This is a genomic window from Aeromonas sp. QDB14, assembly GCF_027707845.1.
GTDB lineage: Bacteria > Pseudomonadota > Gammaproteobacteria > Enterobacterales > Aeromonadaceae > Aeromonas > Aeromonas caviae.
Genome location: NZ_JAPCJD010000005.1, coordinates 1 through 14,458 on the forward strand (window position 1 = coordinate 1; position 14,458 = coordinate 14,458).

At 59.3% G+C, this 14,458-nt stretch carries 11 protein-coding genes; 3 read left to right on the forward strand and 8 right to left on the reverse strand.

What is annotated here, in order from left to right; all coding sequences use genetic code 11:
* Positions 1-387: 387 nt before the first annotated feature.
* Genes PG887_RS02620 through PG887_RS02635 form a run of 4 tightly spaced genes read right to left on the reverse strand, consistent with a single transcriptional unit; the run spans position 388 to position 7,257 of the window.
* On the reverse strand, positions 388-1,173 hold the full coding sequence (locus PG887_RS02620) for a hypothetical protein (protein ID WP_270821109.1): 786 nt from the start codon (positions 1,171-1,173) through the stop codon (positions 388-390).
* Entirely contained in the window at positions 1,170-4,346 is a 3,177-nt protein-coding gene (locus PG887_RS02625) for a T6SS effector BTH_I2691 family protein (protein WP_270821110.1), read from the reverse strand. Before PG887_RS02625 ends, PG887_RS02620 begins: the two co-directional genes overlap by 4 nt.
* Positions 4,343-5,212 (reverse strand): DUF4123 domain-containing protein, encoded by an 870-nt coding sequence (locus PG887_RS02630; protein WP_270821111.1) that lies wholly within the window; start codon positions 5,210-5,212, stop codon positions 4,343-4,345. The genes PG887_RS02625 and PG887_RS02630 overlap by 4 nt, the downstream gene beginning before the upstream one ends.
* Positions 5,212-7,257 carry a type VI secretion system Vgr family protein gene (locus tag PG887_RS02635; protein WP_270821112.1) on the reverse strand — a complete coding sequence of 682 codons (2,046 nt, stop codon included), beginning with the start codon at positions 7,255-7,257 and terminating at the stop codon, positions 5,212-5,214. The genes PG887_RS02630 and PG887_RS02635 overlap by 1 nt, the downstream gene beginning before the upstream one ends.
* Positions 7,258-7,302: 45 nt before the next feature.
* On the opposite strand from PG887_RS02635, the gene PG887_RS02640 reads away from it, so the two are divergent.
* Positions 7,303-7,548 carry a hypothetical protein gene (locus PG887_RS02640; protein WP_270821113.1) on the forward strand — a complete coding sequence of 82 codons (246 nt, stop codon included), beginning with the start codon at positions 7,303-7,305 and terminating at the stop codon, positions 7,546-7,548.
* Positions 7,549-7,610: 62 nt separating this feature from the next.
* Here the strand turns inward: PG887_RS02640 and hcp1 are convergent, their stop codons facing one another.
* A complete protein-coding gene (gene hcp1 / locus PG887_RS02645; RefSeq protein WP_005332563.1) occupies positions 7,611-8,129 on the reverse strand; it encodes a type VI secretion system effector Hcp1 in 519 nt (172 codons plus the stop codon).
* Positions 8,130-8,360: 231 nt separating this feature from the next.
* Positions 8,361-9,125 carry a LuxR family transcriptional regulator gene (locus PG887_RS02650; protein WP_270821114.1) on the reverse strand — a complete coding sequence of 255 codons (765 nt, stop codon included), beginning with the start codon at positions 9,123-9,125 and terminating at the stop codon, positions 8,361-8,363.
* 575 nt (positions 9,126-9,700) lie between these two features.
* Between PG887_RS02650 and PG887_RS02655 the strand changes: the two genes are divergently transcribed.
* Positions 9,701-11,191 (forward strand): SulP family inorganic anion transporter, encoded by a 1,491-nt coding sequence (locus PG887_RS02655; protein WP_270821115.1) that lies wholly within the window; start codon positions 9,701-9,703, stop codon positions 11,189-11,191.
* A gap of 145 nt (positions 11,192-11,336) precedes the next feature.
* On the opposite strand, the gene PG887_RS02660 is transcribed toward PG887_RS02655, so the two are convergent.
* On the reverse strand, positions 11,337-12,416 hold the full coding sequence (locus PG887_RS02660; protein ID WP_270821116.1) for an ATP-binding protein: 1,080 nt from the start codon (positions 12,414-12,416) through the stop codon (positions 11,337-11,339).
* On the reverse strand, positions 12,413-13,141 hold the full coding sequence (locus PG887_RS02665) for a response regulator (RefSeq protein ID WP_270821117.1): 729 nt from the start codon (positions 13,139-13,141) through the stop codon (positions 12,413-12,415). The genes PG887_RS02660 and PG887_RS02665 overlap by 4 nt, the downstream gene beginning before the upstream one ends.
* A gap of 155 nt (positions 13,142-13,296) precedes the next feature.
* On the opposite strand from PG887_RS02665, the gene PG887_RS02670 reads away from it, so the two are divergent.
* The gene (locus PG887_RS02670; protein WP_270821118.1) at positions 13,297-14,454 is read left to right on the forward strand and encodes an efflux RND transporter periplasmic adaptor subunit; all 1,158 of its coding nucleotides are present in this window, start codon (positions 13,297-13,299) and stop codon (positions 14,452-14,454) included.
* The last annotated feature ends 4 nt before the right edge of the window (positions 14,455-14,458 follow it).

Consider the following 14,458-nt stretch of genomic DNA (forward strand, 5'->3'; position numbering starts at 1 on the left):
GGCCATGATCTCGCACCTCAGTAACTGTACGTAAGATCAGTATAGCTCGTGGTGACTGCTAATCATGGGTAATCAGGTAACCCTATGGTTTGTCCTCGCAAATGGGCAGGGAGTGAAAGTTGCAACTGCCACTGGGAACGACCGGTATCCATCCACCCCTGAGGCTTGGAGCGAACCACAGTCAAACTGGCGCCCGGTTTATTGACCAACAATTAGAAGCGAGCCAGTTCGTCTTCCGAGGACCAATTGGCAGGCTGCTTTCCCCTGGTGGATTGCAACAACCATTTCTCCAGATCTGAGCGTTTTAATGATATTGAGCAACATAGCCAATACAAACATTGAAATAATGAAAAATGACACTGTAATCGCACAGCGCCACCTGAGTCATTAGGTGTTAAGCTCATCAAATTTTCTTGGCACACCAACATCCAGAGAGCTATGGGGAGCCCTATTTAATGAGAAAACAGTTTTAAACTCTCTATACTCGCAGCAATTCAGCAACGATAACAAAGAAAAAAGAATCTTATTCAAGTCATTTTTATAACAATAGAAGTTTGCAAATCCAGAGTATCCAAAAGGAACAGTCTCAAATTGAACAAAAGCGGCTTTCCTAGCCACCTTTATTATATTTATTTTTTCTTTATTGAATCGTGTATATTCAACTATCTCTTCTTTCTTGAAGCCAGTGAAAAATACCGCAAAGAGCGCCATGCCACCTGCACCAACTAATGCTAACGGTCCCAATACAGCCATAGCCATCACGCAAACTACCACCCCCAACCAAGCCAACCCACGCACTATGGTGTAGGCCATTTCGGGAATGGCATCTTGATAAGTGGTGATTAAACCTTCTGTCGTTAGCCGATAATGGTAGTTTTTATCTGCTAGCCATAAGTAACGAGTAAAGGCTGCAACTATTGCCCCCATTATAATAGGAGCCCAACCTGAATCATCATCGCTATACACTAGCCATATACCAATAGACATCATAATACCAACTGGGATGGAAATGACTAGCCAAACAAAAGGTGTTTCTACCCTAATATTCCACTCATGTAGCGTAGGGGCTTCACGCACCATTTTCTGATTGGCATTAATTATACGTTGCTGCTCTTCCTGCGGCAGAAGATGAAAAGGGATGTCCTGCTCGCTCACCTCAATCTCCTCGTTCATGATTTATTCCCTTGCGTGCCAACTATTAGTGCAGGCATAGAGTTCACCTCACCACTGCGGGTATCCAATATAATGGGGCCGTTGCTATTACCGCTGCCCTTGAAGACAAGTTGCCGCTGTACCATACCACCCAGATAGCCCAATTCCAGTTTAATGGCCGAATTGGTATCAATCCCCAGCGGCAGGGTATAGACCATCTCATCCCAACGTCCGCGTTGTATCTCCAGCGTCCTGGGCCGCATGGCTTCCTGATAGCGCGCCAGATCCTCTTTGGAGCGCACCGGTACCATTTGACCGGCGCGAGCAATTGGCTGGCCGATGACCTTCAGCCCTATGGTCTGCCCTCGCAAGTGCGCAGGGAGCGAGAGTTGCAACTGCCACTGGGGGCGACCGGTGTCCATCCACCCCTGGGGCGCGGAGCGCACCACCGTCAGGCTGGCGCCCGGTTTATTGACCAGCAATTCAAAGCGAGCCAGCTCGTCTTCAGAGGACCAATTGGCGGGCTGTTTGCCCCAGGTGGATTGCAGCAACCATTTCTCCAGATCCGAGCGCTTAAAGATATTAAGCAACACTGTCAGTACCAGATAGGCGATACCCAGCACAAAGAGCCCGATAACCATCCAGGGGGCAAACACGGTACCAATTGCGAATCCCCCAACACCGCGACTCACCAGCGTAAGTAATACTTGGACCCCAAAAATGCCCGTTTGTCCCCAAAGAACATATTCCTTCGAAACCAGCAAAGTTCTTTCCATCTCGCTAATTAAAGGGTCTTTGCTAGCCAATGAGGCATCCCACGCTTCCAGTCCTGCTGCCACAGCACCTAACCCAGCAAACGCCAACATCCGTAGAGAAAAGGCTTTAACCCAGACAGCATGTTCACCGATTTTTGCATTCTTGATAGGTATGGACGTAAGAGCTTTTTCTCCCGCCTGTAATTTTTTAAGCTCTCCCCACACAGCCCCCTGATAGAGCGCGGCGATGGCATTACACGTCCAGGCGAAGGCCGAGCCCAACTGCATATTTGCCCGTTCCCGACCGATGGACTGGGCGTTTTGCGCCGTCCCTGCGATGACCACTGTCAGATTCCAGAGGTTGAGCAGGGCAACCAGCCCGCCAAAGGTCGCCAGATTGGGAATTCTCTCGTTCATGGCCGTGATGCGTTGATTCACGCCGCTACGTACGCTCGCCAGATAGTCACCAACATATTGTCTGGCTTGTTGCTGGTAGAGATCGCCTTTCAGTTTCACCAGCAGGGGCATTTCGCTGGCAATCAGGGTATCAAGCTGTTGCTGCAAGGTTTTTAGCTGACCGTTGATGGCCTTCACCGTGGTGCTGCGCCCGGGAGGGGGGGAGCTGATGGCCGACATCTCCTTGACTATGATCCAGACCTTCTGCTGGAAGCGGTTGTGGAGCATCCGATAGTCTCGGTTGACCTGCAGCGGCTGGTCGCCGAGCAGGGATTCCAGCAGTACCAGTCTGAGGTTGCCCGCCAGGCTGTTCTTCCAGGCATGGGGCAAGATGGCCGCCATGATCTGGGCGTGAGCCCCCTTGGCCATGGACTTTCCAGCCATTTTCATGGCTTCAATGACGGCTTCGATCGTCTGGAACCAGGACTTTTGCTTGAATCTCTCGTCCCCCAATAGCGTCTCCAGATCAGCCGTTCTGCCATAGAGGGCTGTCATATCCCCAGAGGAGGTGCTGAGCCAGACATTGTCTACCGTCAGCTCGCTCAATCCCTTGTGCAACGCGACATCAAAGCCATAAGGGGCCAGCGCCAGCAAGTTGTCGCGGCTCTTTTCGCCCAGCAGTTTCTCCAGCGCTTTCTTCCTCTCCTCCGTGCGGCAGCTAAGAGAGAGAACCGGCCCGGCCTCGGCAAACAGGGTCTGCAGATAGGCTTGTCCCTTGGGTGTTCTGTTGTCCAGACCAAAGGGCAGCGGATCGGCCTTGAGGCGGGTCACACCGTTGAACAGGTCTTCATGAGCCCGCGTCAGGGCCAGATCCAGCTCATTGAGTGGCACCTGATACTGCTTGATAAAGGCATTGAGCCCGCTCCAGTTGACCTCATCCTGGAAGGCTGCGCGCTCTTTCCATTGGGAAACCTGTTTTTGAGATGGATTGAAACCATATTGTTCCCGCAAGATTTTCAGCTTCTCATCAGCCCGTTTCTCCATGGGGGAGTTGAACCGCACCATCCCGGGCTCTGCCGTCATGCTCTCCATGTCGGCGAGGTAGCGATCCCCAAGATAATCATCCAGCGCCTCTTCAAAGGCCTGGGTCCTGGCGACATTGCCCCTGACGGAGGCGGGCAACTCCTTCTCGTCGAGCCGCACCCTGGCCAGGTTGCGCGTGACCTCCGCCATCATCAGCTTGTGGCTGTTGACCTTGATGGTGGCATCATCTTTCCCCAGCAGTGCTTCGCGCTTTGCGAGCAGTTGATTGACCTTCATGGAAAGGTCGGCAAGGTCGGCCAGCGGGTCCTCCAGAGCGACCACCATGGCGCTCTTGGGATCTGGTATGCCCGCCTTGTAGGCAGTCGGCGAACTCGCAGGTTTGTGAGCCAGCAACTTGATCCCCTGCTCGTCCTCTTCAGCAGGCTTGGCAAGAGGGGTAGAAGAGAGCACAAATCCCTTGTTGGACATCCCCAAGTCAGCAACCTTGTCGAGCACATCTGGCAGACCGCAATGAGGGGCTTTCATGGTGCTGGCAAAACTGCCCAGTTTCACCTGCCGCATCCAGGTGGTGCGCAAACCGCCGCTCTTTTCCATCTCATGCTTGATGCGCCCCGTCCAGCGCTGGGGAGAATAAGCGAGGGAGAGGGTATGGCTCGCCGGGTAGAGCAGATGCCCCTTGCTTCCCTTGCTCTGGCTGATGAAGGTCGCTCCCTTTATCTCGTACTCATCAAATGTCTTGGTCTTTTCGTCATAGACATAGAGCCAGCCATCGCGCAGTTGGCGCAAGGCATAACCGCTCTCTTTCAACTTGAGAGGCACCACAAAGCCTGCTCCGGCGGGGACTGGGTGAGGCTGCTTTTGTGGCGGGGAGAACGGCTCATCCAGGGCATAACGCACCGGGATGATGGCAATCTTCTTGTTCTTGAGCGGACAGACTCCTGCCGGGCTCTTGCTGTCGGTCGTGTTTGCACACTGGGCGGCTTGATTGGGCGTACTCATGCGTCTTGATCCTTGTTGCTCAATGCGGCAGCAAGCTCGGCGGCCTGCTCGATACGTTGCGAAGGGGTCTGGGGCGAACGCTGGGTAATCAACGCCTTGATCCGGGGATGCTCATCTTCATCAAACCAGCCACTGCCGAGATACCCCATCACATTGAAAAACAGCAGCAGATCCCGCTCGCTCTCGAATCCCTGGGCATAGGCGTAATCAGCCCAATGGGCAATCCAGGCCATGGGTTCTTGCAGCGTCAGCATGCGAGCCCCAAACCAGGTGTGCATGTGTGCTCTTATCCCATCGAGGGTGTTCAACCAGCTCACCTCTCCCAGACGGCACCACTGCACGTCGGAAAGTCGCAGACGTTCCCCCATGGGGGACCCCATTCCAGGCGCGGCAACCTTGTGCTGCCACACCTGCTCCTCCCCCTGCCGGGTCGGGATCCAGACTTGAGCCACCCCCTGCCAGAGCCAGGGTTCATCATCCATAAACAGCCGCCACATGGTCTCCGGCATGGCCAGCTTGAGCAAAATCCTGCTGCCATAGGGACTCTCCACCTCGATAAGCCCACGCAGTCGCTCGGCCAACGGCAACAGAGAAAGAGGGGACGATAACAGGTAACCCCATGATGCATTGCGGTTTTGCATAAACCAATCCAGCAGATTGGGCGTTGCACAGACCAGACAGGGGCTCACTTCTCGCAAGCTGTCCCAGGGGGCGTGAAGGTAAACGGGCTGATAGGAAGGCGATGGGTCCTGCTCGAACAACGCGCGTTCCAGCGCGGGAATGCGCGCCCCATCGAGCAACAGATAGAGTTGCTCTCCACTGTTCAGCTCGATGTCGGGACGCTCTGCGACGAAAGCCATGGCCATCAGCCACCCCCCTCCTGTCTGGCCAGTTGCTCACAGATCTCGCACACAGGTTCGGCAGACTTGAGCGTCGCAATCTGACGTGCGGGGTCCATGGGAGGCGGGGGCGCCACCACTTCAACCGCTCCGGGTTGGATCGGCATCTGGCCACCCCAGCCAGAGCCAGAACCCGGGCTGCCGCCTGAGTTCATCTTGATGGAGCCGCCCGAGAGGGTGACACCGCTCGGGTCGATTTTGACAAAACTCCCCCCCACCTTGAGTGTCAGCTCGGCACCCGCCTCCATCACTATCTTCATGCCCGCCTTGTGATGTACCTCGCTTCCAGCCTCAACCAGCAGGGATTGGCCGAGCTTCTGGTGCAGGCTGACATCCACGGTCAGGGAATAGTCGGCCTTGATGTGATCGCGTTTCTCTCCATTGACGGTGAGATAGTCATTGGCCTTGATGCGGGTCACCCGCTCATTGTCGATGTCCCTGTGTTCGTCGTGCTTGATATGCCAGGCGGCGTCGTTTTCGATAAGCACATTCAGGTCTTTCTGACCGTGGATGTAAATCTCTTCCTTGCCCGCCTGGTCTTCAAAGCGCAGCTCGTTGAAACCCTCCCCCTGGTGGGTTTCGGTGCGCAGCACGGTGCGGGTCTTGTTGGCCGGCAGCTCGTAGGGCGGCCGGTTGGTGGCGTGATAGGTGCGACCAGTCACGATGGGCTGGTCCGGGTCCCCTTCCAGAAAGCTCACGATGACCTCGTGGCCGATGCGCGGGATGGCCATCATGCCGTACTGACCGCCAGCCCAGCCTTGCGAGACTCGCACCCAGCAGGAGCTCTGGTCGTTGCTCGAACCATAGCGGTCCCACGGGAATTGCAGCTTCACCCGGCCGTGCTCGTCGCAGTAAATCTCCTCCCCCTCGGGACCCACCACCGTGGCTATTTGCGGGCCATCCACCATGGGCTTGTGGGGGGCTTCGGGGCTGCCGATGCGGGCCCGCCAGGTGGTGCTGGCTTTCACCACCCCGAACTCATTGTGATAGACGGTGGGGCCACTGCCCCCCTCCTCTTCCAGCGCCTGCGGCTGCAGGCCGGTGTGCTGGATGCGCACAATTTGCCAGTCGGTGTTGAGGCTACCGTTGGGATGTTCGGTGAGCGAGAAGCTCTGCCCCGGCATAAGGGCTGTGCTATTCGACTTGCCACTGCCCGCCACAGCATCATTGCGCAGGGCATCCAGCCGATGCTGGGCAAACGCCTTGCCGCTCTGGTCCGCTTTGTAGCGGCCCGGGTAGTCGAAGTGCTGGTAGGTGTCGCGCTGGTGGGTCAGCTCCGCCCCCACCTTTTTGTGGGAGAGGCCATAAGCCGGGGTCTTGAAGCTGTAGTCCTTGAGCTCTACATCCGAGGGGCGCACCGCCTCGCGGTAGTGGAACTGCCGCACATAGGGGCCTTGCTCGAGGGAACGATTGCCTAGGTTGAAGAAGAGTTCGGGGCCTTGAGTCAATGCCGCCGCGTCGTCGGCAAAGACGATGCGGTGCTTGCCCGCTTCAAACTCGTGGAAGTAGAACATCCCCTCTTCGGCGGCGAGGCGGTTCACGAAATCGAGGTCGCTCTCCCGATACTGGACGCAATATTCACGCTTGGCGTGCTCGTTTTTCAGGGCAAAGGCGTAGTCGGTGATGCCGTGCTCTTGCAAGAGGATACTGAGGATTTCATCGGGCTTCTGCGCCTGGAAGATGCGGGAGTTGTGGCGAAGTGACAGCCGCCACAGGGCTGGCTGCACCATGAGCTGATAGCGGGTGCGGCGAAAGCCGCGGTCCCCTTGCGCGAAGTCACTGACCACCCCGCACACCCGGCGTTGCAGCTCGCCGTTGTACCACACCAGCAGCTCGCACGGCTGGTCCAGCACGGCGCCAACGTCGATGTCGGGCTGGACACTTGCGAGCTCCAGGCGCAGGTTGAACGGCCGGTTGAGCGCTTCATCCAGCGCAAACTCGGCCACCACGAAGGTGCTCTCGGGCAGAGCCCCGACCTTGACGGTGAATTGTAATCCTGTGCTGTCTGCCATGAGGGCTCCTTAACCTGCCAGTTCGCAGCCCCGGGAGCTGCACGGATGACGTCTGAGATCAGGCGCGTCGCAAGATGGGTCACCATCGCCATCAGCATCGCGAGGGAAGGCACGGTGCAAACTGAGAAGCGCCGCTTTCATCTGACAAGGCAATCGTGGGAGGTGGCGCGACCGGCCTTCGTTGTGCTTTGCCATCCAGCCGCCATGCAGCCGGATGGCAAAACACAAAAGCTCCGACCACATCCGGTTGAATGGGTCGGAGAAAGCTTGCACAGGTCTGGTGACGGCTAACACGGCAGTCATCAGACCCTGGGGTGCACTACAAGGAACAACGGCAATCAATAAATCGGTGATCAGGCCTCGATCGGCGCGCGCCAGTCATCAGCACCAGAGGTGCCGGCAACGGTGTGCTCCCAGTCGATCTTGCGGTAGGCCATGGAGACCTGGATCAGCTGGGTGAAGTCGGACTTCGCCGGATCCTGGCAGTGGGGCATCTGGCAGTCGATGTCGACGATGGTGGCATCGGTCAGCACAGTGCTGAAGAAGTGCTCCTGCTTGCCCTCGACGGAGGTGCGGTACCATTTCAGGGTCACTTTCGGCAGCATCTCGCCGGAGGCCAGGGAGTTGTACATCAGCGGCACGGCCTTGTTCAGGGCAACGGTGAACTTGAACGGCTTGTGGACACGCTGACCCGCCGGCTGGCCGGATTGCGGATCGGTCGGCACGGTGACGACGTGCTGGAACTCTTGTACCAGCATCTCGTCTTCGTGGCCCTGCACGAAGATGTTGCCGACGGAATCGGAGGTGAAGGCACCGGCGGTGATGTTGCCCTGGGTTTTACCTTCGATGCTGATATAACATGGGGTTGGCATGGAATTGCTCCTGATGGTTGAACGGTTATGACACTCGCCCGAATCCGTTAGCAGCGTCCATGCCACTCTTTTTACCCATTACATTTCAATCAGTTATAAAAAAATCCCCCACAAGGCAGTACGCTCGGCGCAATAAGTTGTACTTTTCAACACGTTTGACCATCAGTCATTGCACTGGCAGTTCAATCTTCTGGTATGTGCGCAATTTTTTGCGCCAATCCGACGGGAACACTACTGTTCGTCCACATTGGCGACGGCGGCCAGCTCTACATTCAACCTCACCACCCCCTGTTTCAGCGCCCAGGAGATCGCCTGGCACTTGCTGCTGGCCCCCAGCTTGGTGACCACATTGTTCAGATGAAAGGTCACCGTGCGCGGGGTGATCCCCAGGATCTGCGCAATATCGCTCGTCTGCTTCCCTTCCGCCGCCCAACGGCACACCTCCAGCTCGCGCAGGCTCAGGGCATCATGAGAGGACTCCCCTACCAGGCAGACTCTCACCACCGCCTCGAAGATATGCATGGATAGCCAGCTGAGAAAAGGCACCGCAGAGAGCCACTGCGCTCTGGTGCGAGGTGTGCTGGTGATCAGGGAGAGCAGGCCCACATGACCGTTGGCCCCGTGCCAGGGAAACGTAATGCCGTCGCGCAATCCCGCCTGCTGCGCGAGCGTCATCACCGCAAGGCGCTCATCGTCACAGACCCCCTGCACCATGAGATCCGCCCACAGGATGGGTGTGCTCTGCTCCATGCCGCGCTGGACGACGGGATCGATGGCAAAGAAGTTGGCCTGGGTATAGGCGTCAACCCACTCCTGAGGACAACCATTGAAGATGGTGACATCCGTTCGCTGTATGGTGCTGGGAGACATCAGGGCCAATCTGAAGTAGTCAAATCCCGCCTGTGTCGTCAACTGGCGCAGCAACGCCACTATGGTGTGCTCATCGTCGGCCTGTTCGAACCGGGAGATGAGATCTAACGCGTAGCTTGTATCCATGTTGTCGAATTGTTTTCAAATGGTGTCAGCATTGTTTTTCATGAAACCCAATGGGAGCTGAATCACGTGCCAACAAATAGAAACGGAACCCGTGAAACCCTGATCTCAGGGCCCGCCACTAGCCTCGAGGGCTCGCTCTCGGCGGGATGGAGGGCATGACACAGAGCGAAATACCAATAACCAGAACTTAACTGCATTAAAATCACGAGTTTTTCCAAAAAACATCGCAATCATATAGCAGCACTCGGCGAGGAAGAGATAATAAACTTCCCAGATGAGACCTTGGTCACTGACAGGCCAATCGTTTTGTGTCCCGTCCCCCGTTTCTGGCCCTTTACGGGCTTCCCCGGCCTGGCACCGGCTGTTAACATGCGCCCCTTATGCCTGTTATGTGCTCTGGGGTGGCCGTCACGCCGCCCTGACCCTGCCCTGTGCGGCCTCTGCCGCCTGACTCCGGTTATGCCGACCGGCCGGTTTACCCGGCCACCAACAGCCAATGCAACCCTGTGATCCCCGCCATTTCCCCTGATTTGCGGGCCTGTGGCCATGGACCCTCAACGAGCGAGAAAATCCCCATGCTGGAACGTGCAAGACAAGAGTGGTTCTCCAACATACGGGGCGATCTGCTGTCGGGCATCGTCGTCGCCCTGGCGCTGATCCCGGAGGCCATCGCCTTCTCCATCATTGCGGGCGTCGACCCCAAGGTCGGCCTCTATGCCTCCTTCTGCATCGCCGTGGTCATTGCCTTCGTTGGCGGTCGTCCCGGCATGATTTCCGCCGCCACCGGCGCCATGGCGCTCCTGATGGTGACCCTGGTCAGGGAACATGGCCTGCAGTATCTGCTGGCGGCCACCCTGCTCACCGGCCTCTTTCAGATAGCGGCGGGCTACCTCAGGCTTGGCAGCCTGATGCGATTCGTCTCCCGCTCCGTGGTGACCGGCTTCGTCAACGCCCTGGCCATCCTTATCTTCATGGCCCAGCTGCCCGAGCTCACCAACGTCACCTGGCAGGTCTACGCCATGACCGCGGCCGGGCTTGGCATCATCTATCTGTTCCCCCTCGTTCCCGTGGTGGGCAAACTGCTCCCCTCCCCCCTGCTGTGCATCGTCGTCCTGACGGCGGTGGCCATCACCCTGGGCATCGACATCCGCACCGTGGGCGACATGGGCGAGCTGCCCGATACCCTGCCGGTCTTCCTCTGGCCCGACGTACCCCTCAATCTGGAGACCCTGGCCATCATCTTCCCCTACTCAGCGGGGCTGGCGGTGGTGGGACTGCTCGAGTCCATGATGACGGCAGCCATCGTCGACGAGATGACCGACACCCCAAGCGATCGCAACCGCGAGTGCAAGGGTCAGGGGATCGCCAACATTGGCGCCGGTCTGCTGGGAGGCATGGCGGGGTGCGCCATGATTGGCCAGTCCGTCATCAACATCAAATCCGGTGGCCGCGGCCGCCTCTCCACCTTCGTGGCGGGGACCCTGCTCATCCTGATGGTGGTCTTCATGGATGAGTGGATCCGTCAGATCCCCATGGCCGCCCTGGTGGCCGTGATGATCATGGTCTCCATCGGCACGTTTTCCTGGGAGTCGGTACGCAACCTGAAGAGCCACCCCCTCTCCACCAACCTGGTGATGGTGACCACTGTCGCCGTGGTGGTCGCGACCCACAACCTGGCACTTGGGGTCTTCGTGGGGGTGCTGCTCGCCTCTCTCTTCTTCGCCCACAAGGTTGCCCGCGTCATGCTGGTCAAGAGCGACAGCGAGCGCAGCGGCGCCGTGCGTACCTATCTGGTGCGGGGCCAGGTCTTCTTTGCCGGCGCCGAGCAGTTCCTGGCCGGTTTCGATTTCAGGGAGGAAGTGGAGAAGGTGGTCATCGACCTGACGCACGCCCACTTCTGGGACATCACCGCCATCACGGCCCTCGACAAGGTGGTCATCAAGTTCCGCCGCGAGGGGAAAGAGGTGGCGGTCATCGGCCTGAACGACGCCAGTGCCACCCTGGTCGATCGCTTTGCCATCCACGACAAATGCCAGGAGGGAGAGCCCCTGCTGGCCGAGCATTGATCCCGGCGCCCCATGAGAGCGCTGCTTGCAAGCCATAAAAAAAAGCCCGTCTCTCCCCATGAGATGGGCTTTTTTTGGGCTGTTGGATCACAGTCAACACACGCGCCTCGGCTCGCCCATCCTCAACCGATGCGGCAATGCGGGGTCATGACCTGCCGTCAGGGTGCAAGAGGGGCCAGGAAAGCAGGAACAGGGTGCCGCCCCGCCCGCCGGATTGGCAGACCGCACTGCCGCCGTGGGCCTCGGCAATCGCCTTGACCACCGCCAGCCCGAGCCCGCTGCCGCCACTCTTGCGCGAGCGTGACGGATCCCCCCGGCGAAACGCCTCGAAGATATGGGCGGCGACCTCCTCGCTGATGCCGGGCCCTTCGTCTTCCACGCTCAGGATGCACTGGGGGCCCGAACGATGCAGGCGCACGGTCAGCATGCCCGGCACCGCGTGCTTCTGGGCATTTTCCAGCAGCGCCATCAGGGCCTGACGGATGCGAAGAGCATCACAACAGACCCAGAGCTCGGCATCGAGCTCCCGCTTGAGGGTGAAACCGCTCGCGGCCAGAGGGGTGGCAAACGCCTCAAGCACCACGGCAAGCTCGTCGGCCAGCCTGATCTCCTCTCGTTGCAGCTCCAGGTGGCCGCTGTCGTTGAGACTGAGTACCCGCAAGTCTTCGATCAGGTGGGTCAATCCCTCCACCTGGCGCAACAAGCCTTCAAAGAGCGCACGCTCTGGCGGAAATACCCCTTCGGCCAGCCCCTGCAAGCGGCCACGCAAGATGGTCACCGGGGTGCGCAATTCGTGGGCGATGGCGGCATTCCAGAACTCCCGCTCGCGGGTCATGCTTTGCAGTCGCTCGGCCATGGTGTTGAAGTCCCGCACCAGTTGCGCCGTCTCCCCGATCGCCTGTTCATCCAGCGGCACGCGCGCATCGAGTTTGCCCTCTGCCACCTCGCGCAGGCTGTTCGCCACCGAATTGAGCGGGGTCAGGATGCGCCGAGAGAGGCGCACCGCCACGTACAGCGCCATCCCCAATGCAATGAGAATGGTCGAGCCGATCCAGATCATCTCGACCCTGGAGGGCATCCAGCTCTCGGAAATGCTGCCAGGCACATAGGTCACGGCAATGGCGTAGAACACATAGGTGCCGATCACCGCGAGGCAGATGATGCCGAGCGCCATCAGCCCCAGGGAGCGGATGATCTGCCTGCGCAGGCCGGGTGCCGATGTCACGCATCGCCCCCGAAGCGATAGCCGACGCCCCAGACACTGGCGGGCACCCCCTGGATGCCCTGTGCCTCCAGCTTCTTGCGCAGCTTGCTGATGTGGCTGTCCACCGTGCGCTCCTGGGTATCCCCCTCCGGCAGGCAGTGGGTCAGCAGTTCGGCGCGGCTGAACACCCGCTTGGGTGCCCGCATCAGAGAGGCGAGTAACTTGAACTCGGTCAGGGTCAGATCCAGCATCTGCTGCCCCTCATCGCGGCAAAGGCTGGCCTCGTGGCTCTCCAGATCGATCTGGAAGGGGCCGACCCGCAGCACCCGGGCCGTGGTCTGTTTCGCAGCCTGGCTGCGTCTGAGCACCGCCTGTACCCGAGCCACCACTTCGGCCGGGTTGAAGGGTTTGACCACATAGTCATCCGCCCCCATGCGCAGCCCCATCAGCTTGTCGAGGTCCTGATCCAGGGCGGTCAGCATGATCACCGGCGTGTCGCCACGGGCCCGGATCTCGCTGAGCACCTGCCAGCCATCGAGCTGCGGCATCTGCACATCCAGCAACAGGAGATCGGGTTTGCATGTCTGGTGCATGGCCAGGGCTTCGCGGCCATCGGCGGCATGCAGGGTGCGCAATCCGTGGCGTTGCAGGTAAGCGGCAAGGATGTCGGCAATCTCGGCTTCATCCTCTGCAATCAGTACCAGTGACTGGGCCGCCAGGTTGGCGGAAGCAGGAAGATACGACATGGTCGGACTCGAAAATGGTGGGCTTGAACTTTATCACCGCCTCCATGGATTCTCCACAAAGCCTCGAATCATTCGCAATAGCCCCTCTCCATAATGCCCGTTCGATGTGCTCTCGCGGCAGCACCATGCCCGGGAGACGGTTTAACGAGGTGAGTATGATGTTTGTCAAACAGCGGTATGCGGGCACCCTGCTCGCCGTCATTGCCGTATTCGGATTGGCAGGTTGCGATGGGGGGTCGCAAGCGCAAGATGCGCCGACCCTTCCTCAGGTGTCGGTGATGACGCTGGCAGGGCAGGACCTGGTCATCAGCGAGGATCTGCCCGCCCGGGTAGCCGCGCTGCGCAGCGCCGAAATTCGGGCCCAAATCAGCGGCATCGTGCAGCGCCGCCTGTTCGAGCAGGGCGCCGAAATCGGCGCAGGTACCGTGCTGTTCCAGATAAATCCGGCCCCCTTCAAGGCGGATGTCGACAGCGCCGCCGCCGCATTGCAGCGCGCGGAGGCCGTGCTGGCCCGCGCCCGTATCCAGATTGACCGTCTGGTGCCGCTGCTGCGCACCGAGGCCATCAGCCGCCAGACCTATGACGATGCCGTCTCCCAGCGGGATCAGGCGGCCGCCGACGTGGCTCAGGCCAGGGCGACCCTGGCCCGACACCAGCTGAGCCTGCAATTTGCCAGCGTGGAGGCCCCCATCGCCGGGCGCATCGATCAGGCGCTGGTGAGCGAAGGAGCCCTGGTGTCGCCCACCGATACCACCCCCATGGCCAGGATCCAGCAGATCGATCAGGTCTACGTCGATGTGCGCCAACCTGCCTCGGTACTGGAAGCCCTGCGCCAGCAGGCAGGGTCGACGGCGCCTGAACTGGCGGTGGACATCCTCGGCAGCGACGGCAAGCCGCTCGGCATGCAGGGGCACATCCTCTTCTCCGGCATCGAGGTGGATGCCGGGACCGGCGACGTACTGCTGCGGGTACTGGTGGACAACCCGGAGCGGCGGCTCTTGCCCGGCCTCTACGTGCAGGCGCGCATTCCCCGGGCTCACTATGCCAACGCCCTGAGCGTGCCTCAGCAGGCGGTGGTGCGCACATCGGGCCAGACCAGCGTGTGGGTGGTGGATGGCCAGGGGCAGGCACAACTGGTTCCGGTCAACACCGCTGAGCTGATGAATAGCCATTACCGCATCACGTCCGGACTCAGCGCCGGACAGCGGGTGGTGATCGAGGGGATCGACCGCCTGACCCCGGGGACGCAAGTCATTGCCCATCCCTGGCAATCCCCCGCCGTCAGCCAGCAGGCTGACGGCGGTAACCGTTGAATCG

What these genes read in the sequence shown, in the direction of transcription:
- PG887_RS02620 (WP_270821109.1), bottom strand. Translation starts at nt 1,173, where the DNA reads ATGAACGAGGAGATTGAGGTGAGCGAGCAGGACATCCCTTTTCATCTT.
- PG887_RS02625 (WP_270821110.1), bottom strand. Translation starts at nt 4,346, where the DNA reads ATGAGTACGCCCAATCAAGCCGCCCAGTGTGCAAACACGACCGACAGC.
- PG887_RS02630 (WP_270821111.1), bottom strand. Translation starts at nt 5,212, where the DNA reads ATGGCCATGGCTTTCGTCGCAGAGCGTCCCGACATCGAGCTGAACAGT.
- PG887_RS02635 (WP_270821112.1), bottom strand. Translation starts at nt 7,257, where the DNA reads ATGGCAGACAGCACAGGATTACAATTCACCGTCAAGGTCGGGGCTCTG.
- PG887_RS02640 (WP_270821113.1), top strand. Translation starts at nt 7,303, where the DNA reads ATGACGTCTGAGATCAGGCGCGTCGCAAGATGGGTCACCATCGCCATC.
- hcp1 (WP_005332563.1), bottom strand. Translation starts at nt 8,129, where the DNA reads ATGCCAACCCCATGTTATATCAGCATCGAAGGTAAAACCCAGGGCAAC.
- PG887_RS02650 (WP_270821114.1), bottom strand. Translation starts at nt 9,125, where the DNA reads ATGGATACAAGCTACGCGTTAGATCTCATCTCCCGGTTCGAACAGGCC.
- PG887_RS02655 (WP_270821115.1), top strand. Translation starts at nt 9,701, where the DNA reads ATGCTGGAACGTGCAAGACAAGAGTGGTTCTCCAACATACGGGGCGAT.
- PG887_RS02665 (WP_270821117.1), bottom strand. Translation starts at nt 13,141, where the DNA reads ATGTCGTATCTTCCTGCTTCCGCCAACCTGGCGGCCCAGTCACTGGTA.
- PG887_RS02670 (WP_270821118.1), top strand. Translation starts at nt 13,297, where the DNA reads ATGATGTTTGTCAAACAGCGGTATGCGGGCACCCTGCTCGCCGTCATT.